The organism is Neolewinella persica DSM 23188 (assembly GCF_000373105.1).
In the GTDB taxonomy this organism is placed as follows: Bacteria; Bacteroidota; Bacteroidia; order Chitinophagales; family Saprospiraceae; genus Neolewinella; species Neolewinella persica.
Map to the genome: position 1 here is coordinate 42,265 of NZ_KB890429.1, position 18,951 is coordinate 61,215.

Below are 18,951 nucleotides of genomic sequence, written 5' to 3' on the forward strand. Positions count from 1 at the left end.
GCTCCTGTTGCAGTTGTTGCAGGAGTCGCTTTGCTCCTGTTGCAGTTGTTGCAGGGTCGCTTTGCTCCTGTTGCAGTTGTTGCAGGGTCGCTTTGCTCCTGTTGCAGTTGTTGCAGGGTCGCTTTGCTCACGTTGCAGGGGTTACAGTGAGTTACGCTGTTCTCCGCCCCTGCAACGTGAGCGCAGCGAACCCCTGCAACGTGAGCCCAGCGAACCCTATCTTTGCACCTGCGCCCCCGCCACAAAAGCTACTTCTTTTAAACAAGTTATTCCCGATGCAACAACGATTATTTATCCTTTCGGTCCTGTTTCTTTTCTCCCTTTCCTCCCTTGTTGCCCAGGGTGAGATCAAATGGACGTTGAACATGAATACGGACCAGATTCTCCAGACGGACAAGAGCATTTTCAATGCCCTGGAGAAGGACATCATCACCTTTCTGAATAGCCAGAACTGGACCAATGACCGATTCGAGGAAGAGGAACGGATTGAAGCGACCATGTTCTTTACCGTAAGTGAGGTCTTTGAAAAGTCGGGCAAAGGAGACGGAGCTTCCGTTGCCGTTCCAAATGCCTATAAGGCGACGGTCGCTATTCAAAGCTTGCGACCGATTTATAATTCCGGTGAAAAAACGCCGGTACTGAATACCCTGGATAAGTTTGTAGAATTTACTTACCGGCAAGGAGAAGGCGTTCAGTATTCGGAACAAAGCTACCTGAGTGACCTGGGAACCATATTCGCTTTTTACAGCTACATCATCATCGGGCTCGACTACGACACTTTCAGTCCACTAGGTGGCGATCCTTATTTCACTAAGGCGCAGGAGCTGTATAACCGGTTGCCAAACAGCGTTACCAACGATGTGAACAATGGTTGGGCAAGTACAGCTAAGAGCCGAAATCGCTACTGGCTGATGGAAAATATCCTTCAACCCCGGATGCTGCCGCTTCGCCGGGCCTATTACACTTACCACCGTAGGGGGCTGGATATCATGTCTGAAGATGTGATTGCCGGCCGTAATAACGTTACCCTGGCCATCGAAGATTTGCAGAAGGCAAACCAGGCTTATCCCCAAACGATGTATGCTCAGGCATTTGTTGATGCTAAGCGGGACGAGATTATTGAAATCTATAAGGCAGCTCCCAGCGTCGAGCAAAATACCATCATCCAGGCGATGACCCGGGTGGACCCTTCGAAGTCCTCTTCTTACCGTAATATCCGGTACAATACGAGTGGCAGCAGCCGGCCGAGCGTTCGCTCGCGAGCTCCGGTATCTACGAGCAAACGCGGTAAGCGATAATTTCTCCGGCAGAAAATTCGTCGCCGAATTGGTGTAATTCAGCTTTGGTTATGTCTGTGGCTGCCGGTAAGGTGGTCTCCACGATGCCTGCCATAACGGCCGGATGTATGTAGTACTTCCGGCATACGGCAACGGTATTGCCGAGGAATTCGGCAACTCGTTCGGTTACCCTCAGGTCTGGTCGGTCAGGAAGTGTACCTTGAGATTCTTCCTGAAGCCGCCAGTATTCTGCCACGGCAGCGGCGGTGCCTGCCCAGGTGCGAAAGTACTTAGAGCTGTATGCCGGTCCTGCCAGCTTTTTTACCAATTCATTTACGTCCTGGCTATCCAGATTATGCATCCGGCCATCCTCACTTCGATAGCGCAGAAGTTCATATCCAGGAAGTTCGCTGACGTTTTTAACCAACTTCACTAAAGTTGGATCTTCCAGGTCGACGGCCCGATCGATGCCGCTTTTCCCTACGTATTCGAAGTGCAGGGTGTCGTCATCTGTTTCCACATGTTTACGGCGCAGGGTGGTTAGCCCGATGGTGCCATTGCGTTGTCGGTAACTTGCATTACCAACCCGCATGCCGGTTTCGTCCATGATGGCTACGGCCAGCGCGGCGACCCGGTCCTGGTTCCATCCCTGGCTACGATCAGTAATCAGATCACGGATTTTCTGGCGGGCTTTAGGTAGTTGGCTGGCGAAGTCAACCAGCTGCCGAAATTTATTCAGCTGCTGGTAGGCCATCCAGTCAGGATGGTAGCGATACTGCTTCCGGCCAGCTTCGTCGCGGCCGGTGCTAAGCAGGTGCCCATTCTCCAGTGGACAGATCCAAACGCTGGTCCACGCCGGTGGAATGGCTAATGATTTGAGCCGGTTCCTGATCAGCTTGTTGGTGATGGGCTTTCCGTCTTCCCGGAAATATCGGAAACCCCGGCCATGCCGGCGTCGTGACCAGCCGGGCTGATCGTCGGAAACGTGAACAAGTTGGGGAATGGCCGCCAATAGGCGTACGGAGTCAGCGCCCATGAGATGATAGTTTACTACCAGTTTAATGGACGGAGCTCAGGAAATGTTCACTTTATGAATGAGGGGGGCGCACGTGACTATATTGTTCGCTCAGTGTTTGGCGGTATTCGGCGTGCGCCGGGGAGTTTTTTTTCTAATGCTACTCTTCTCCAGCTTTAACTTTTTCGAGTCTGGCGTTGATGTTGGCTAATAAGTCAACGGGGGGAGCTTGCCACTTTAAATTTCGTTTCATAAAGACTTTATAAGTCTTGAGGTCAACGAGGTCTTCGGTCTGGGGGTCTATCGATAGGTCCAGACATTCCCCGGCTGGTACGGCTGGCTCGCGATCAGCTACTTCGGGAAGTTGATGCGTGCGTTTCTCCTGGGGGTTGCGACTTGAAAGTGACATTATTTTGGATTGAATGAATAAATGATGATGATACGTAAAGCTGAAAATGCCACCCCGTGAAATGTTTCGCGGGGTGGCATTGATGATTTGGTGAGTTATCCGAGGTTTCGCGTATTGACGATACCGTAGGTATCTTCAGCATAGACTGCGAGCTGGCGGATAAGTGCAAGACGTGCCCGTCGGGTGGTCGACTTCACGGTGTTCAGGTTGAGGTCCATCGCCTTGGCGATTTCCTTCTCGCTGAAGTCGTAGAGGTCAGCCATGATGATGATGGCGCGGTTATCGTCCTTGAGGAGGGCCATGGCCTTCACTATCTCGTCGGAAAAATCTTGCTCCATGGCACCTGCGATGCGGAGGTCAGCAAATCCGGCCATAGAGTGGCCTTCATCGCGTTGGTTGTAAGCGATGCGTTCGTCCAGTTCCGTTTCACCCCGACGAGTTTTTTTACGGTAGTCGTTGATGAACAGGTTCTTGGCCAGGCGGAAGAGCCAGGCCCGGGCGTTGGTGCCGGGCTCGTACTGATCGATCTTAACGTAAGCCCGCACGAAAGTTTCCTGGGTAAGGTCTGCCGCGTCGGCCCCGTTACCACACATTCGGTGGAGGAAGTTATAAACGATCTGGTAGTGCTCCTGCATCTCCAGCTTGAAAGTACGCTCGCGAGTATCGAGTGCCATAGTTTGCCCCTTTCGGGGGTTTGTGCCGGCTTGACGGAGTTTCACGGATATCCGCCTCCCGGCTGTACCTTTTTCTTAGCGCGTAAGTGAGGGTACGGTTTACGGTTGATGTTGTTTCAGAGGTGTAATGTCGTGGTTTCTATTTAAAGTTGCAGCTGCTCGAAAAAAGTTTCACTTTTTTTTCGCGCCACAACTTTAAAAGGAAACCACGGCATTCGTGGCAGGTGTTTAGAGGGGCTTTGAGGCTGCGAGTAATTTGGGGTTTTGGGCGGGGCCGCAGGTGCAAAGGGCCCTGCTAGCGGCTACCGCCGCAGTCCCTGAAGGACCAGGGTGCACGTACCGGGCAAAATCGCTGCGCTCCCTTGCCCGGTTCGGGCAGAATGCCCTCAACCATTCTCTGCACCTGCGGCCCCGCCCAAAGGAATGATGTAACTGGCGATTCCTGAAAAAGCATTGAACCTTGTTCCGTCTATCATTGTCTTGTGCCCGCGATGCTGCTCTTGCACGTCTCCTACTAACGATAAACAGAACACTCCCCATGCGTTACAACCATTTTGGTACTACTGGCTTCAATATTTCCAAAGTAACCCTCGGCACCATGACCTGGGGCCGGCAAAATACCGAGGCGGAAGGCCACGCGCAGATGGATTACGCCGTGGAGCACGGCATCAATGCTTTTGACACCGCCGAACTGTATGCTATTCCGAGTACCGCCGAAACCTGGGGGAAGACGGAAAGCATTATCGGCACCTGGTTTAAGGCAACGGGCCAGCGGAAGGATATTTTTCTGGCTTCCAAAGTAGCTGGCCCGGCAGCTTTCGCTGCTCACATTCGCAACGGTAACCTGGGCTTTAGCCCTGCGCAGATCGATGAAGCACTAAGTGGCTCGCTGGAGCGCCTGCAGACTGATTACCTGGATTTGTACCAACTGCACTGGCCGGCCCGCAAAGTGAATTTCTTTGGAAAACGAGGTCTGCATACGATTCAGGATGATCCGTGGGAAGACAATATTCTGGAAATTCTTACTAAAATGGACGCGCTGATCAAGAGTGGAACCATCAGGCATTGGGGGCTGAGCAATGAAACTCCCTGGGGCGTGATGCGGGTCCTCCATTTAGCAGATGTACACGGCCTGCCGCGCCCGGTAAGCATTCAAAATCCTTATAACCTGTTGAGTCGCGGCTTTGAGGTCGGCCTGGCGGAGGTTTGCCTGCGGGAAAACATTGCCGGCTTTCCTTATTCGCCCCTTGGTATGGGCCGCCTTACCGGAAAATACCTGGACGGTACTGCCCGTGAGGATGCCCGGCTAAATCTTTTCCCGCAGTACACCCGGTATACCAACGCAAATGCTTTGGCGGCCACCATAGGTTACGCCGAGGTGGCCAGCAAGCACGGGCTGAACATAACTAAAATGGCCCTGGCCTTCGTTAATGACCGGGATTTCAACCACAGCAACATCATTGGGGCTACCAGCCTGGAACAACTGAAGACGAACCTGGAGAGTGTGGAGCTTAGCTTGTCTGAAGATGTGCTGAAGGACATTGAGGCGGTGCAGCAGCGGTGGCCTAATCCTAGTGTGTAGCGAAGGCGCTATAGCACTAGTCGGCAGAAGGGTTATTTGGTGGGGTCGAACCCCCAGTTTTTCAGGCTAAAGGTCCAGTTGGTACCACTGACGTCCCCGTCGGGTCGCTGGGCACGGTGGCGATGGATATAGCCAATAACTTTGTTCATGTGTTCGTAATCAGCGTCGGTCAATTCTTCTTTTTTCTTACGCTTGATTTTGACGATCCGCCCCCCGGAGCGGTGGCCTGTACTTTCTCCATTGTCGGTGTCACCCACTGATTTGGACTCATCGGTTTCCAACCATTCTTCCAGTTCCTTGGGGGCCATGTTTACGGTATCGTAGAAGTTGGTGTAAATTTCGTCGTGTGACTTATCTGGCATTGTATTTTTCCCCTGAAACAGGATAGTGTACTTACTATGTTCGGATAAATCGTGCTAAATTCGGGGCATAAAAATATCGTAATGGCCAACAAGCTCTTAATTGAACGCGAATCGGGTAATTTGTCCATCAGCTACTCATGGAAAACACCGGGAATGTGGTTCCTGGCCTTCTTTTCGGTGATCTGGGACCTGTTCATCGTTTTCTTTTTGATGACTGGCGCAGGGCTTTTTATCAGTCTGCACCTGCTGGCGGGAATATTTATCACTTGGTATACGATCACGCGGTTTACAAACCGTACCAAGATTACGATTGACCGGGAGAAATTACTGATTGATAATGGCCCGATTCCGTGGCCTTTCGCTAAAAATCAGCGTATTCCGGCGCGGTCGCTGGTGCAATTATTTGTTAGTAAGAGCGGGGTTAAGGTCAATGATCAGCCGACTTTTAACCTTAAGGCCAAGCTTGATACTGGCGTTGAAGTGGCGTTGATTAAAACAGAACTGGATAAGCAGTTGCTTCTGGACCTGGAACGAACCATAGAAACTTACCTGGACATTAAGAATGACACCAGCCTGGACCTGAGCGGGAAAGAGGGCTTTGAAAACCTAGACCTGGAAGAAATGAAGGCGCAACTGGAGCAGATGCAGAAGCTTAAGAAATGGCTGCCCGGCAGCATTGTGAAGCAGATGGAGTTGGCGGAGGAGAAGATACTTCAGGAAGCTAACGGCAGAGGTGGATCGGCAAGTGGCTCCTCTCGTAGCAGCGGTACCTCAGGCGGCGGTTCTGGTTCCTCTGCGAAGGATGATGGGTTCTTTGCCCGGAAGGATCTGTCGGGCCCACGCCCACTACCAACGCCTACCCATAATTTTGTTTATCCGCTTTACCACGCTAAAGAGGGAGATGCCTTTACTTATCTGGGAAAAACTTACCGCTTAGGCCGCTCCGCACAGATTGATTGGGAAGATAAGCACATTACGGTAGGGCGTCAGCTTGAGGCCATACCCGGAGGAGGTGGTGATCAAACACATTTTTATGCACAGAACGAGCGGGAACGCTGGGCCTATTTTGAAGAACGACGGTTGGATGATGCTGAAGTGGAAGTATTAGGCTTCAAAAACGAAGTTCACCCACTCCGTTTCGACAACGGTAAAGAGCGATATTATCCCCGGGATGAGCAGCGCGGGAAACGCTTTGTTGGCAGGGTAGGGGAGCCGGTACAACAATTCATTTATTTCACTACTGCTTCTGGCACACAATTCCGGGCCTTAAAGCCAGAAGGGCGAGGCTGGGAAGTTTATGTGATGGAGGTGGTAGACGGCGGGAGCTTTGATAAAGTGTAAAAAAGTGACTGATTTTTGTAATGTTTGCTGATTTTGCTGCATAAAACTATAAACAACAACCCCTTTATGAAATCACTCTCTCTTACCTTATTTTTTGGCCTTCTATTCCTCTTTACTGCTTGCAGCCATGGAGATAAAGCCAGTGCCATTGGTGCCACCTTTGAGGATGCCAGCAGCTTCGAAAATACCTACTTCACGGGCAACAAGATCAACCTTGCCGAATTCACCCAGCCTTGTCAGTACATCTCCAAAGCCATTGTGGCTTCAATGATGAGCATTCCGGTTGAGAAGGTCGATTACCGCCCAATTCCCGCAGAGAAGAAATGTGTTTACACCATCATCTTTAACGATGATGCAGATCAACCTGATTACACTACTGGGAGCCTGGCTTTGGTTCAGGAGGTTACTGGCGTTGAAGAAGAATGGAAGGATAACTGGTCCGTGAAAAAGGGCATCAGTAAATCTTCAGAATGGGTCCCTAACCTTGGTAAGGCTGCTATCTGGAACCCTTCTAACCGGATTCTTGAGGTTAAATTTGAAGGTTATACCCTTCAGGTTATCTCGCCACAGGGGCCAGGTAAGGACGAAAAGAACAGCAAGAAATGGGCCATTGAAATGGTTAAGCTGGCTGGATTCGTTTAATACCGGGTCGCAACTAAATCTTTTAGTGATTGCCAAAGGCCCTGCAGAGCACTAGGCAAACAGTGCTTCATACAGTTCCCGTACCGTAGCCAGCGTGATTATCCTTATTCCGTACCGGTCCGGGTCCAGGCCCTTGGTATTGTATTTGCTGACGTAGATGGATTTGAACCCCAGCCGGTCGGCTTCCTGAATGCGTTGCTCGATACGGGTGACGGCGCGAATTTCTCCACTCAGGCCTACTTCGCCGGCGAAGGCGATCTCGGGAGAGATGGTTACGTCCATGGCGCTGCTGAGCAGCGCGGCGATGATGGGCATGTCAATTGCGGGGTCGTCTACCTTGAGTCCGCCAGCAATGTTGAGGAAAACATCCTGGTTACCCAGCGGTAGGCCGGCACGTTTCTCGACTACCGCCAATAGCATGTTGAGGCGCTTAAGATCGAAGCCGGTTGCCGTTCGCTGCGGGTTCCCGTAGACGGCGGTGCTGACCAGCCCCTGCACTTCGATCAGCATTGGGCGCATGCCTTCGAGGGTGGCACAGACGGCGGAGCCGGAGAGGTCTTCATCCCGCTCACTGAGCAATAATTCGCTGGGGTTGGAGACTTCCCGTAGTCCGGTGGCTTCCATTTGATAGATGCCCAGCTCATCGGTGGAACCGAAGCGGTTCTTCAGGGTGCGGAGGATGCGGTAGGTATAGTTGCGGTCCCCCTCAAACTGTAGTACGGCGTCGACGATATGCTCCAGCAATTTAGGGCCGGCAATAGAGCCTTCCTTAGTGATGTGCCCGATGATGAAGGTGGGTATCCCAGACTCCTTGGCGAAACGTTGCAGCTCTGCTGCACACTCCCGAACCTGGCTAACGGTGCCAGCCATACTGTCGACATGGGGACTGGCCAGGGTCTGGATGGAATCGATGATCAGTAATTCCGGTTTGACTTCTGCGGCATGTTGCAGGAGCTTGTTGGTATTGGTTTCGGTGAGGAGGTAGCACTGGGTTTTGTCTCCTCCCAATCGGTCGGCACGCATCTTGATCTGCTGTTCGGATTCTTCTCCGGAGACGTAGAGTACTTTCCGGCCCAGGCGGAGGGCTAGCTGGAGTAGTAAGGTGGATTTACCAATGCCCGGCTGCCCGCCGAAGAGGACGATGCTTCCGGGGACGATGCCGCCGCCAAGTACGCGGTTGAGCTCGCGGTCGGGGGACTCCAGGCGATTTACGTCGCCGGCGACAACCCGTTCGAGTTGGATGGGGCGTGGGCCTTTGCCGACCGGTCCTCCGCCGGAGTTGCCTCCTGGTGGGGAGTCGTTGACGCTTCGCCAATCGGTCTTATTGTCGAGGCGTTCGTTCTTGGTTTTGACGACTTTTTCCTCGATGAGGGTATTCCACTCGCGGCAGGATGGGCATTGGCCCATCCATTTGGGGGATTCGGCACCGCAGGAACGGCAGAAGAAGGCTATTTTGGTTTTGGCCATTTTGTAAATATGTAGAAGTACGACAGTTCTAATTTGTGTAGAACTTCAGGGTGCCGTAAATATGTAGAAGTACGACGCTTGTACAGCAAAACTAATGAAAGCGCCGTTGTAAATATGTAGAAGTACAACAACGCTGATATCACGCACTCCCCGTCCCCGCATCCCTCTCCTCCTCCAATGGAATAACTTGAGCAATCTGCCGGAATTCTCGTCGGGAAGCCTGAATGCAGCGAATGTAAAACTCACGATTTAGCTGATACCCTGCCTGATTACTAGCGAGTAAAACAGGCTGGATAAAGCCAAGTTTTTTTAAAATGTGCACGTGCTGATGAATCGTGGCGCGCGTGAGCGGAATACCACTAATCAGCGCACTATAGCAGGAAGCACCTCCCTGTACCAGCTTTCTCATTACCACCACTCGGGCAGGATGACCAAGCGCATGACCTAATGTACTGGTTAATTGCAGGTCTTCACGGAAGATGAAGTTTTTTGAAATCGCCACGTTTTGCTGTTTTAAGTAATGTAGGGTCTAGCATGCAATGATAAACAATAAGTTTTAAAATAAAAAATTATACTTTAAAAACGTGCATTTAGGCGCCTGCGCTCCAAATCTTCCTTTGCACCTGCGGCCCCGCCCCAAAAATTACTCTTCAGTCATACCCCTAATTTCTTCCAGCAACTTACCCGCCTGCTCATGATAATCAGACCCTGAAGGAATCTCCCGAAGCACCTCCTCACTTTGCTGATAGGCTGCCTTGTCACCTGCTTCGGCTTTCCTCAAGTAAGTAAGGGCCAAATACCAGCCCCCCGCCCATTTGTTAGCCGTCTCCCCTGCATATAGGATTTCAAACTGCGCTTGCGCGCTCGTCAGATTATTTAGTTCCAATTGGCTTATACCCGCGAAAAGTCGTAGTTCCGAATTCCAGCCATTGGTCGTAGCGTAGGTTTCCAACAGTTGTGCCGACGCTGCATAATTTTCTTCACCAAAGGCTTCCTCCATCTCCTGGATCGTTACGTTATCCTGCGAGCCACGCGCTGTCATTTCCAGATGGGGATGTTCCGCATACTGCTCGTAAAGCGATCCATTAATTGGCCAGCCGATATAAACGAGCACCAAAATAATCGCTGCAGCGATGCCACTTGCTATCCTGAACCATAGTCTTTTTACTATCGGACGCTGTTTTTGAAGCCCTTTACGCGCATTTCGCATCACGGCCCGGAGTTCTTCTACCTCCGGCTCATTAGCACTTTGTCGATGGATACTTTCCCTGGCCATTTTCAAGGCCAGAAGCTCATCCGAAAGCGCCTCATCCTCCGCAAGCCTCGCAGCGAAATGAAGTCGTTCTGCTTCTGGCATGTCACCGGCGAGGTACCGTTCTATTTCCTCATACCGCTCGTTCATAAGCCCTCTTTTAACTTTGAAAATTCCGCCGCCTGCCTGATCAGCGCACTGAGCCTCGCCATACACTCCGATTTTTTCTTACGGGCATAGCTGTAGGAGATGCCTAACAATTCTGCGACTTCCTTCATCCCCATACCAGCCCAGGAATTCCGGAGTATGGCTTTGCAACTCTCCCCCAGATCATTAAATTTTTCCCGGAAGAACCGATCTCTTTCTTCTTGAAGGATCGTTTCTTCGGCCATTTTTCGGGAGTCGTCTCCCTCCTTGTATAGTGTGTACCCCGCTAATGTTACTCCCCTGGTCTGCCGTTTCTTCAGTTCATTCAGCCAAAGGTTACGGCAAATGGCGTGGAGGTAAGTACTGAATTTACAGGTCAGTAGCAATTCTTCCTTCTTTGCCCGCTGAAAAATGGCCACCATCGCTTCCTGGAAAATATCCTCTGCATCGGTCCGATCTCCTGAATTTCGAAGGACGTGTTGGGCGACCGATTCAAAATTTTGCACATAAATATCCCTGATCACGCCAGCATCTCTGGCAATGATACCCTCTATGTATGCCTGATCCTGATGTGCTTTCATAATGAATTCAGCGGGGAGTAACTGTTGGTTAAGGTACGGTTTTCGAATATACTCATCACGAAGTTGTTTGGGAAACCCCTGGCGCTGAGCGTCTGCAAACGCTGCTGCTTTCAGGTCAACGGTATCCCTAACCTTTACGGTTTTGGTTTAATCTGAAAAGAGGGGGGTAACAATAGCAAGCAACTGCTTATACACTTTTGAATCGGCTGGGCAGGAAGCCCCATTCCCTTTTAGATCAGGTGGCGCGGCCGCAGGTGCAGGGGAAGGACTTTCAAATCAGCCGTGTAGGCTAACCCATTCTCTAATCAACAAAATCAACAGTTATGAAACGGTATACTTTTTACTTACTCCTCTTGCTCTTCGGGAGCAGCATGACCCTAAGCTTATCGTTAGCCGGTCAAGCCCACGTCGTAAAGGGAGCCAAAGATATTCCGGTAGGAGTACCTACCAGGAAGGCGACTATTAAGGTGCAGAATGCTAACGGTGAAGTGGCCACTGACTTTATGGTTTACCTCTCCGGGGGCGGTAACATTACTCAAGTTGACATCCGTGATAAGACAGATTTTGTCGATGATGATTATATGAATACCCTGGATAGTACTGAAAATGACCAGATGGTAGATCCGCCGGCAACCCAGGCGCGAACAATCATTTCAGGCCAGTTCCCCATTAGTGCTCAGGATTCGGTTACTGTCGATATATACTTCGACACACTCTCGGCACCAGGTGCAATACTTAGCGTCGTCTTTTCTAATGAAGATCCCCACGGGTTTCATTCGAGCATGTTAGAAAACACCCCATTGGGCCCTCCTGGAGTTATGGCATCACTTTTTTTACCCCCTGGATCCAACGGTGCAACAACTCGACTAGTAAACGAAACAGGAGAATTCATTGCAGCCGTCGGAGTTGTGCTTCCGGAACAACCGATGGAAAACCTGTTCCTGGAAGCCCCTTACGAAAACAGTGAAATCCCCCTGGGCACCGGTCGGGAGACCATGATCTTTTTCGACCCGCCCCTTGCGCCTTTCGACCAAGCCAGGCTCTACCTGAATATGCCGCAACCACTGGGCGCGCAGGGCGCGCAAATGCAATTTATTACTCTGGAGAGTTTCCCCCCTGAATGCCCCATCAGCATTGCCAGCATCGATATCGACGAATGTGAAGTGGACAATACCTTCGGCATCGCCGTGGATATGAACGTCAACGCAGCAGCCCGTCACTATAAAGAATACACCTTTACCAACAACCTTGATCAGTCGGTCAACGACCTGCACGCCACTTTCTCAGGGACGGGAGGCGACCTGTTAACCGTTATCCTGAAAAACGGGACGGGGTGTGATGCACCTGAAATCAATAATAATGATGAGGTAAGTAACCGGATGGACATTAAATGGCCAGCGGCCTGTGTCGGCCCGGGTGAATCCGTTCGGGTGCGGGTATGTAGCCCGTACGGTACGCCACGATTCGAGGGAGGGTACTGGACCTTAAATGGCCGCAACGTGGGTGACCTTAAGGAAAATGATGTAAGCGCCGGGCCTGAATATGGCGCCAATAGTGACGGGCTTGAGTTCTATTTAAACGGAGAATTAGTAGCGCAGACCCCGGCCATCTCCGGCATTCATAGAATTGATAACCTTCCAGCCGGAGGTGAGCCGATGATGCTTACGGTTGCCCTGACCGGAGACCTGGGCTGTGCGTTCACCCAGACGTTCCTGCCACCGGCTTGTCAACAACAATTTCCGTTGAATTGTGAACGGATGCAGCTACCCGACCAGGACATCCCCCTGGCAGAATACCCAATCATTGAAGTAACCGCTGGGGTTACAGTGCATTACGAAAGCCTATCCAGCCCAATCACGGATTTTTGGGTGTTGCCCCCCAAAATGCTTCAGGCAGACAATGCCTACCAATGTGGGGAGGACTATCGCGCAGTAATGGATCAACCCCAACTCCCGGCAACTTCCATTGACCTTACATTGGACCGTTCCGGCCCATATCTCGTACAATACCTTACTATGGCTGGAGAGTTGACGACGGAAATCATTTATGTCGACACGCAATCTCCCGGGAATGTATTCGATAATAATAGTTGTGCCACCGGAGCCTACGAGGAAATCCCCTGTGGTGATCCTGACCTGGCAGTATTAAGCAGCACCAACGGAAGCCCAAATCGTTGGGGTGAGCCTGGGGTGTTTGCTACCAGTTTAGATTCTGCTGCCGCGTTGATTTGTCGCATTTACGAGAAAGAGGGGGATTCTTTAAGTCTGGTCATTAATGCGCACGGCGCATCGGGCTCCGTCATTATTGGGAGCGACACGCTGACCATTGAAAATATCGACGCGTTTGCGGAAGCCATAAAAGGAAAAGTCAAAGAAGTCAGGCTTATGTCCTGTAATGTTGCCTTGGGCGAGGGAGGCAGGGCCTTCGTTTGTGCCCTGGAACAAAAACTGGGGGTAAATGTGATTTCTTACACAGGTCTGGTAGCAGTAACCAAAAGGGGCGAAGCAATCTGGTACACTACCGGGGAACCATACAGCTGGGAAGATGCCACAACGGCAACAAATGATGCGGCATCGTCCGGTTGGGTACCTCCCGCCACGATATTCCCAAATCCGTTTACAACTTCAGTAACGGTACAAGTGTCATCAGCATCGCTTACGCCAATACGCCTACGCGTATTCCGGGCAGATGGTTCGCTGGTAAGGGAACAGTTGTATCGACAGTCACTGGCTGGCGAAGCGTATCAGATACTGTTGACGGAGGAGCCCGCCGGCGTTTATTTCCTTCAAATAGAAAGTCTAGGTAGGACTTCCGTGCAACGACTTATCAAATCGGACTAATCTCTTGGGTGCCTACGATGAGAAAACGGCCTGACAGTCAAGCGGTTTTCTCACCCGATGCAGCTTTCAGTTTGACGTAGTTGGCTGAAAGTTCATCGGATGTGTGAAATCGCGATCATTTAGAGCACTGTAAAGATTCGTGCACTCCGTAGGGCTTGCCCCCGCCTGATCAGCATAAATCCGAAATCCGGGACAAAATTTATCCAATCAGAAAGGCCACTCATTTAGGGTGGTCTTTCTAATTAGACAGAAAACCCTTAAATTGAATATCCACCATGAAACAACAAACACTACTCTTTCTTCTTTTGGTAACCTTAGGCTTTACCTGCCTCTCTGCACAAAACATACTTTGGCAGGAGACTTTCCAGGATTCTCCCTTTGAGACTTCACCTGAAGAACAGTGGACTACCGGAGGAACTCAAAGCCCCGAAGCCTGGAGTTGGACACCAGACGGAACAGCAGCAGGCTTATTTTGGAATGATCGTAAGGCAATTGGTTCCAATTCGGGTGGAGGTGCTTTGCTTTTCGATTCTGATTACTTGCTAAACGAAACAGGTGTATTGGCCCCTCATCGTGGGGTGGCTACCTCTCCGGTACTCAATGTCGGAACGCCCGGAGCACCGCTTTTTCTCAGCTTTTATCAGTACTACCGAAGCCATCAGTCTTTTACAAGCGTAGCGGTTGTGGACCCGGAATCAAACGATGTTTTTGAAGTATTCAATAATGAACTTGTCGGCCCAAATGTAGAGACGTCATCCAAGGAACGGGTGGTCATCGATCTTTCCGACCTCCCCTTTACCGGATCCCAACTTCAGCTTCGGTTTACTTTTCAGGGAAGCTACTATTTTTGGCTGATTGATGACCTTACCCTTTATGATGCTTATCCATATCCGGTCACGGTACCAGGCTACGTTGGGGACAGCTTAGCAAACTACGGGAAACCCTATGCGGTCAATTGTGCAGGGACGGCCATCGTCCCCAACCAACTCGTCGTTCAGTTTAAGCCCGGTGTATCGGATGCAGAGAAGGAGGAGTTGCGCGAAGATTTTGGGGTAATGGAGGTGTCGGGCTGTATGTGTAATGCAATTGAACTTTGGCAACTAGGGAATCCACTGCCTACAGATCCTGCGGCCCCACCCGGCCCCACCGGAAGATCCCTCGGAATAGACGAGCTAAAAGCCTCAGCAAGCTCCTCCTCTAAAGTAGACGGTGTAGACCCGAATTTCTATAATTGGAATGAAATACAACCTTCCTCCGAAGGGCCACTGCCTCCGCTACTCTCAATTCCGGCGGTGGGTACATCAGGTGACGAGACTACAGTCATCGCAATCCTCGATACTGGCGTAGAATTCGAACACCCAACCCTGAACCCTTTCATTTTTCTGGAGGGCGAGGAGGAATCCCAAAACTGCCTCCCGGCAGATACCATCGGCTGGAACTTTGTCGATGACAACAACAACAGCGGAGACAGCCACGATCACGGTAGCCACCTTGCGGGCATCATCGTTCAGCATATGGCCGCTGCGCCAACCCCGGAAACCGATTATAGATTGCTGCCCGTTAAAACCCATGATCAAAACGGTGTCTCCGACCTCTTCGATACCAGTTGCGGACTATACTACGCCCTACAGCAGGGGGCTAAAGTGATAAATTGTAGTTGGGGGTGGCTGGGAGATTCCAGCAAAGTCTGGTCAAATATTCTGGATTCAGCCATTGTCTATAATTCGTTGGTTGTCGCCGCGTCGGGTAACGACGCTATCTGGCTAGATACCCTTCAGCAGTACCCCGCCTGTTACCAACGGAAAAACCTATTGGCGGTGGCCTCCGTAGATGCCGCCGGGGAGAACCTCAGCCCGTTCTCCAATTTTTCCGCCACCTATATCGACTTGGCCGCACCAGGGGAGAACATCCTCAGTACCGTAAGAAATAATGGTCAGGCACGTAAAAGCGGAACCTCCATGTCCGCACCAGCCGTAGCGGCACAGGCCGGTCGTATCTATCGGCAAGGCAGGGGAGACGTTACTTTTCGGGATGTGCGGGATTGTATACTGGCGTCAGCATCCAGCACCGAAGCGCTTAGCGCGTCGGTACTGGAAGGTAGGGTACTTGCCCCCGGGTTAGGTAGTTGTGATATCGTCGGCACCAATGATGTGAACATCGGAAGCCTTGCCCTGAAATTAAGTCCAAATCCCACCGCCGGACTAGCGGTTTTGGAAATAGGCACAACGCTCAACACTCCGGGGAAAGTGACGATTCTTGATGTTGGTGGCCGGAAAATTCAGGAGGTTCGTTTTTCACGATTGCTGGGAAATGGAAAAGTCAACCTAAATTTAAGAGGTATTCCGCCGGGCTTATACCTCCTAACTGTTACCGTTGCGCAACAAAAAGGCGTAACGAAATTGATAATTGCCGGCGATTGAACAGCGCCTGAATGAATTGTTTTAGACTTCCGCTTACCACCTTTCTTTTCCTGCTAACTGCAGGTTGGAGTCTGGCACAATGCCCGGCAGTGGCTGAAATCAATTTGGCAACGTCAGGCGATGATCCAACAGCCTTGAGCCAACTCTTACAAAGGGCCAATAACTGTCCGGTCCCGGATTCGATCATGGGAGATGCCTACCATCGGCTCGGCATTCTACATTACCTGGAAGGCGATTTACCCGAAGCAGTATTGGCAACCCTGGAGGCGATTTCTTTTCGGGAAAAGGGACTGCCTACAGGGCGTTTTCTGCTAGGTAAGTCGAACCACAACCTCGGCGTTTTTTACAAAAGTCAGGGGGATTACCACATGGCCATTCCTCGTTTCCGCAAAGCAGCGAATATCTACGATGGGCTGCACCATGACCGGGCCGTCGGGAGTCGGCGGGAACTGGCAAACGCTTACAGTGAACTACGGGATTACGGGCTGGCACGTCTGCATATCGGGCTGGCGCTTGAGCGGGCCGTAGAATTCGGTCATAAAGACGTATTGGCCCAGACCTATCTGGATTTTGGCCGAATCCTGTACTACCAAAAAGAATACCCGGCTGCCAGAGATACCCTGAAAAAAGCCGAATCCATTCTGCAAAATTTACCTCCTGAAATACGTGAGGAGTATGCGTATGATGAGGCCGCCTGCTATCTCAATTCAGGTCTCGTTCACGATGAACTTCAGGAATACGAACAATCGGTCAGTTTTTACCAACAGGCCTATCGTATTGCCGAAAGACTGGACGATACGGAGCTGCTCGTCAAAGCCGGAAATAATATTGGTGTTGCCCGTAAAAAACAAGGAAGACACGGTCAGGCGGAAACAGCGTTCAAAAATGCTCTTAAGTTGCTGGAACCATATCCCAAAAATTATCTGCGGGCTTATGGACTCGACAATCTGGGCAATCTGGCCATGTTGCAGCAAGATCCACAGGCTGCAGTAGGTTATTATCGGGAAGCGATTGGCGTTTTGGCCCCTGAGTTTAACGCAAAAGAAACGGGAGGATTACCCACCGAGGCGGAGGTGGCCGTAAGTCTCCATAAGTCTGAACTGGTCGTATGTCTGGTGGACCAGGCAGGGGCATTGCGTAGTTTGGCGACTACCGAAAACGGGGAGGAAAACCTTGCAGCGGCCCTGGCCCATTACCAGTTGGCTGATCGGGTGCTCGACGCTATGCGACTGGAACATCAGAGCAGTTCAGCAAGATATTTTTGGCGGGAAGAAGCCCACCGGCTTTACGAAGAAGCACTAGCTCTATGTTACGAGGTGCAGGAAACTGACCTGGCGTTTTATTTCATGGAGAAAAGTAAATCGGTACTATTGCTGGATGCTTTTATTACCAATGAGGCGAGCAAAATATTACCGCCGGAATTAGCCAATCGGGAACGCAAATTGCAATCAAGTATTCAATTGGCCAACGCCCGGTTAGAATCAATGCTAAGGGTCCAAAATATAATGAGCGAGCCCGTTGAGCTTACAAGCAAATCCCTTGCCGCAGCCCAGGCAGACTATCAGGAGTACCTAACTGAGTTGTCGTCCGATTACCCCGCCTACTACCAGTTTCGTTACGCCGATCAGGTGATTACTGCCACTGCAGCCCGCAAAGCATTCACTACTCCAACCACCCAACTGCTGCATTACTTCGCCGGTCGCCACTATTTTTATTTGTTGCGACTGGGTCCTGATGCCAGCCAGCTGACAAGAGTAGCAAGAACACCGAAGCTTGATGCCTCACTGGTAGATTTCAGCAACTTGTTTCGTAGTAGTAACGCTGTGACGGATGATCCACGGGGCTTTGCCGAACAGTCGTTTTTAATTTTTAAAACCCTCTACGCAGTGGTTTGGAAGGAGGTAGATTCACTGCCCGGAGAAATCATCATAATTCCCGATGGAATCACCGGTACCATCCCATTTGCTGGTTTGCTAACCGAACCCGCTACGGGAAATACTCCCGGGCGATTTCCCTACCTGATCAGAAAACAATTGGTGCGCTACGCTTTTTCGGCAACGATATTGGCGTACCAAGCGAAAGAAGTAGACCTTGAGGCTTCGGCGGAATTACTATTTCTGGCACCCTTCACGGAGCCGGGTGGTAAACAACCAATGTTGGCTGCAGGTAGAGATATGGCCGAGTGGCTGCAAACGGGCGTTCGGGGTACATACCTGACGGGGGAATCTGCAGATGTCGCAGCATTAAAAAATACCAACGGGTCATTGGGGGTTTTGCATTTTTCTACCCACGCTAATGGCGGGGATTCGCTGACCTCCCCATCCGTTTGGTTGGCCGACTCACTGTTGTTCCTTAGCGATCTCTCTCAGCGTCTTCCGCCCACCCGCCTTGTGATCCTTAGCGCGTGCGAAACAGGAGCGGGCCGCTTCCAGCCCGGAGAGGGCATCCTGAACCTGGCGAATGGCTTTGCCTATGCCGGTGCGCTGGCCATGATCTCCACCCTTTGGCAGGTCAACGACCGGGCAACGGGACAGATACTTCAGTCTTTCTATCAATCCCTTTTGGCCGACCAACCGGCAGCTGCTGCACTCCGCCAGGCGCAGCTGGCCTGGCTCGACGACCCTTCGGTCAGGGCCTCCCTGAAATCCCCCTTCTTTTGGAGCGGGTTTACTTATTGGGGTGCTGAGCAGCAGGCGCTGGTATCGCCTGCCGGTCGGTTCCCCTGGTACCTGTTGCTGGTGGTCGGTGTCATCGTTGGTGGAACTCTTGCCTATCGGAATCGGACCAATAATCAGGCGGAATGATGGGCCGGACCGCGGGGTGATTTGGGCGCGGCCGCAGGTGCAAGGGAGGGTTGTCCGGCCTTCAGGCTTTTTCCTGGCTGATTGATCTTTAAAGAATGGATCGATCCTAAGGGACGGGAAAAAACAGTATCGCCCATC

15 protein-coding genes are annotated in these 18,951 nt (G+C 51.3%); 7 read left to right on the forward strand and 8 right to left on the reverse strand.

The window, feature by feature from the left end:
- Positions 1-275 precede the first annotated feature (275 nt).
- Complete coding sequence (porD, locus tag B036_RS0111780) at positions 276-1,298, forward strand: type IX secretion system protein PorD (RefSeq protein WP_026231907.1); 1,023 nt, start codon at positions 276-278, stop codon at positions 1,296-1,298.
- Here the strand turns inward: porD and B036_RS29080 are convergent.
- The 3 genes from B036_RS29080 to B036_RS29085 all read right to left on the reverse strand — a co-directional run bounded on the left by B036_RS29080 (position 1,273) and on the right by B036_RS29085 (position 3,375).
- The gene (locus B036_RS29080) at positions 1,273-2,313 is read right to left on the reverse strand and encodes a DNA topoisomerase IB (RefSeq protein ID WP_020568926.1); all 1,041 of its coding nucleotides are present in this window, start codon (positions 2,311-2,313) and stop codon (positions 1,273-1,275) included. The two genes, porD and B036_RS29080, sit on opposite strands and share 26 nt — an antisense overlap.
- A gap of 139 nt (positions 2,314-2,452) precedes the next feature.
- On the reverse strand, positions 2,453-2,701 hold the full coding sequence (locus B036_RS0111790) for a hypothetical protein (RefSeq protein WP_020568927.1): 249 nt from the start codon (positions 2,699-2,701) through the stop codon (positions 2,453-2,455).
- Between the two features lie 95 nt (positions 2,702-2,796).
- The gene (locus B036_RS29085; RefSeq protein WP_020568928.1) at positions 2,797-3,375 is read right to left on the reverse strand and encodes a sigma-70 family RNA polymerase sigma factor; all 579 of its coding nucleotides are present in this window, start codon (positions 3,373-3,375) and stop codon (positions 2,797-2,799) included.
- A gap of 538 nt (positions 3,376-3,913) precedes the next feature.
- Between B036_RS29085 and B036_RS0111800 the strand changes: the two genes are divergently transcribed.
- Positions 3,914-4,957: an aldo/keto reductase gene (locus B036_RS0111800; RefSeq protein WP_020568929.1), complete on the forward strand. Its 1,044-nt coding sequence runs from the start codon at positions 3,914-3,916 to the stop codon at positions 4,955-4,957.
- Positions 4,958-4,989: 32 nt separating this feature from the next.
- Here the strand turns inward: B036_RS0111800 and B036_RS0111805 are convergent, their stop codons facing one another.
- Positions 4,990-5,319, reverse strand: a complete 330-nt coding sequence (locus B036_RS0111805; RefSeq protein WP_020568930.1) for a DUF3140 domain-containing protein — start codon at positions 5,317-5,319, stop codon at positions 4,990-4,992.
- An 81-nt stretch (positions 5,320-5,400) separates the two neighbouring features.
- Between B036_RS0111805 and B036_RS32015 the strand changes: the two genes are divergently transcribed.
- Together B036_RS32015 and B036_RS0111815 are read left to right on the forward strand one after the other, a co-directional pair.
- Positions 5,401-6,660, forward strand: a complete 1,260-nt coding sequence (locus B036_RS32015) for a hypothetical protein (RefSeq protein WP_026231908.1) — start codon at positions 5,401-5,403, stop codon at positions 6,658-6,660.
- Between the two features lie 66 nt (positions 6,661-6,726).
- Positions 6,727-7,302: a hypothetical protein gene (locus tag B036_RS0111815; protein ID WP_020568932.1), complete on the forward strand. Its 576-nt coding sequence runs from the start codon at positions 6,727-6,729 to the stop codon at positions 7,300-7,302.
- Positions 7,303-7,353: 51 nt separating this feature from the next.
- Here B036_RS0111815 and radA read toward each other — a convergent pair whose 3' ends face one another.
- The 4 genes from radA to B036_RS0111835 form a co-directional block, all read right to left on the reverse strand.
- On the reverse strand, positions 7,354-8,769 hold the full coding sequence (gene radA, locus B036_RS0111820) for a DNA repair protein RadA (protein ID WP_020568933.1): 1,416 nt from the start codon (positions 8,767-8,769) through the stop codon (positions 7,354-7,356).
- A 139-nt stretch (positions 8,770-8,908) separates the two neighbouring features.
- Positions 8,909-9,271, reverse strand: a complete 363-nt coding sequence (locus tag B036_RS0111825; RefSeq protein ID WP_026231909.1) for an ArsR/SmtB family transcription factor — start codon at positions 9,269-9,271, stop codon at positions 8,909-8,911.
- A 141-nt stretch (positions 9,272-9,412) separates the two neighbouring features.
- Positions 9,413-10,126 carry a hypothetical protein gene (locus B036_RS0111830; protein ID WP_211217390.1) on the reverse strand — a complete coding sequence of 238 codons (714 nt, stop codon included), beginning with the start codon at positions 10,124-10,126 and terminating at the stop codon, positions 9,413-9,415.
- A gap of 41 nt (positions 10,127-10,167) precedes the next feature.
- Positions 10,168-10,749 (reverse strand): RNA polymerase sigma factor, encoded by a 582-nt coding sequence (locus B036_RS0111835; protein ID WP_020568936.1) that lies wholly within the window; start codon positions 10,747-10,749, stop codon positions 10,168-10,170.
- Between the two features lie 323 nt (positions 10,750-11,072).
- On the opposite strand from B036_RS0111835, the gene B036_RS0111840 reads away from it, so the two are divergent.
- The 3 genes from B036_RS0111840 (at position 11,073) to B036_RS0111850 (ending at position 18,813) form a co-directional block, all read left to right on the forward strand.
- Positions 11,073-13,589, forward strand: coding sequence for a T9SS type A sorting domain-containing protein (locus B036_RS0111840; protein ID WP_020568937.1), 2,517 nt, complete (start codon positions 11,073-11,075; stop codon positions 13,587-13,589).
- 275 nt (positions 13,590-13,864) lie between these two features.
- Complete coding sequence (locus tag B036_RS34515; protein ID WP_026231911.1) at positions 13,865-16,009, forward strand: S8 family peptidase; 2,145 nt, start codon at positions 13,865-13,867, stop codon at positions 16,007-16,009.
- Positions 16,010-16,020: 11 nt separating this feature from the next.
- Positions 16,021-18,813 (forward strand): CHAT domain-containing protein, encoded by a 2,793-nt coding sequence (locus B036_RS0111850; RefSeq protein ID WP_083926193.1) that lies wholly within the window; start codon positions 16,021-16,023, stop codon positions 18,811-18,813.
- The last annotated feature ends 138 nt before the right edge of the window (positions 18,814-18,951 follow it).

Bases quoted from the DNA above. Each gene is read 5' to 3' on its own strand.
- B036_RS0111850 (WP_083926193.1), top strand. From the start codon at position 16,021: ATGAATTGTTTTAGACTTCCGCTTACCACCTTTCTTTTCCTGCTAACT.
- B036_RS34515 (WP_026231911.1), top strand. From the start codon at position 13,865: ATGAAACAACAAACACTACTCTTTCTTCTTTTGGTAACCTTAGGCTTT.
- B036_RS29085 (WP_020568928.1), bottom strand. From the start codon at position 3,375: ATGGCACTCGATACTCGCGAGCGTACTTTCAAGCTGGAGATGCAGGAG.
- B036_RS29080 (WP_020568926.1), bottom strand. From the start codon at position 2,313: ATGGGCGCTGACTCCGTACGCCTATTGGCGGCCATTCCCCAACTTGTT.
- B036_RS0111835 (WP_020568936.1), bottom strand. From the start codon at position 10,749: ATGAAAGCACATCAGGATCAGGCATACATAGAGGGTATCATTGCCAGA.
- B036_RS0111790 (WP_020568927.1), bottom strand. From the start codon at position 2,701: ATGTCACTTTCAAGTCGCAACCCCCAGGAGAAACGCACGCATCAACTT.
- porD (WP_026231907.1), top strand. From the start codon at position 276: ATGCAACAACGATTATTTATCCTTTCGGTCCTGTTTCTTTTCTCCCTT.
- B036_RS0111800 (WP_020568929.1), top strand. From the start codon at position 3,914: ATGCGTTACAACCATTTTGGTACTACTGGCTTCAATATTTCCAAAGTA.
- B036_RS0111815 (WP_020568932.1), top strand. From the start codon at position 6,727: ATGAAATCACTCTCTCTTACCTTATTTTTTGGCCTTCTATTCCTCTTT.
- B036_RS0111840 (WP_020568937.1), top strand. From the start codon at position 11,073: ATGAAACGGTATACTTTTTACTTACTCCTCTTGCTCTTCGGGAGCAGC.
- B036_RS0111830 (WP_211217390.1), bottom strand. From the start codon at position 10,126: ATGCCAGAAGCAGAACGACTTCATTTCGCTGCGAGGCTTGCGGAGGAT.
- radA (WP_020568933.1), bottom strand. From the start codon at position 8,769: ATGGCCAAAACCAAAATAGCCTTCTTCTGCCGTTCCTGCGGTGCCGAA.
- B036_RS0111805 (WP_020568930.1), bottom strand. From the start codon at position 5,319: ATGCCAGATAAGTCACACGACGAAATTTACACCAACTTCTACGATACC.
- B036_RS32015 (WP_026231908.1), top strand. From the start codon at position 5,401: ATGGCCAACAAGCTCTTAATTGAACGCGAATCGGGTAATTTGTCCATC.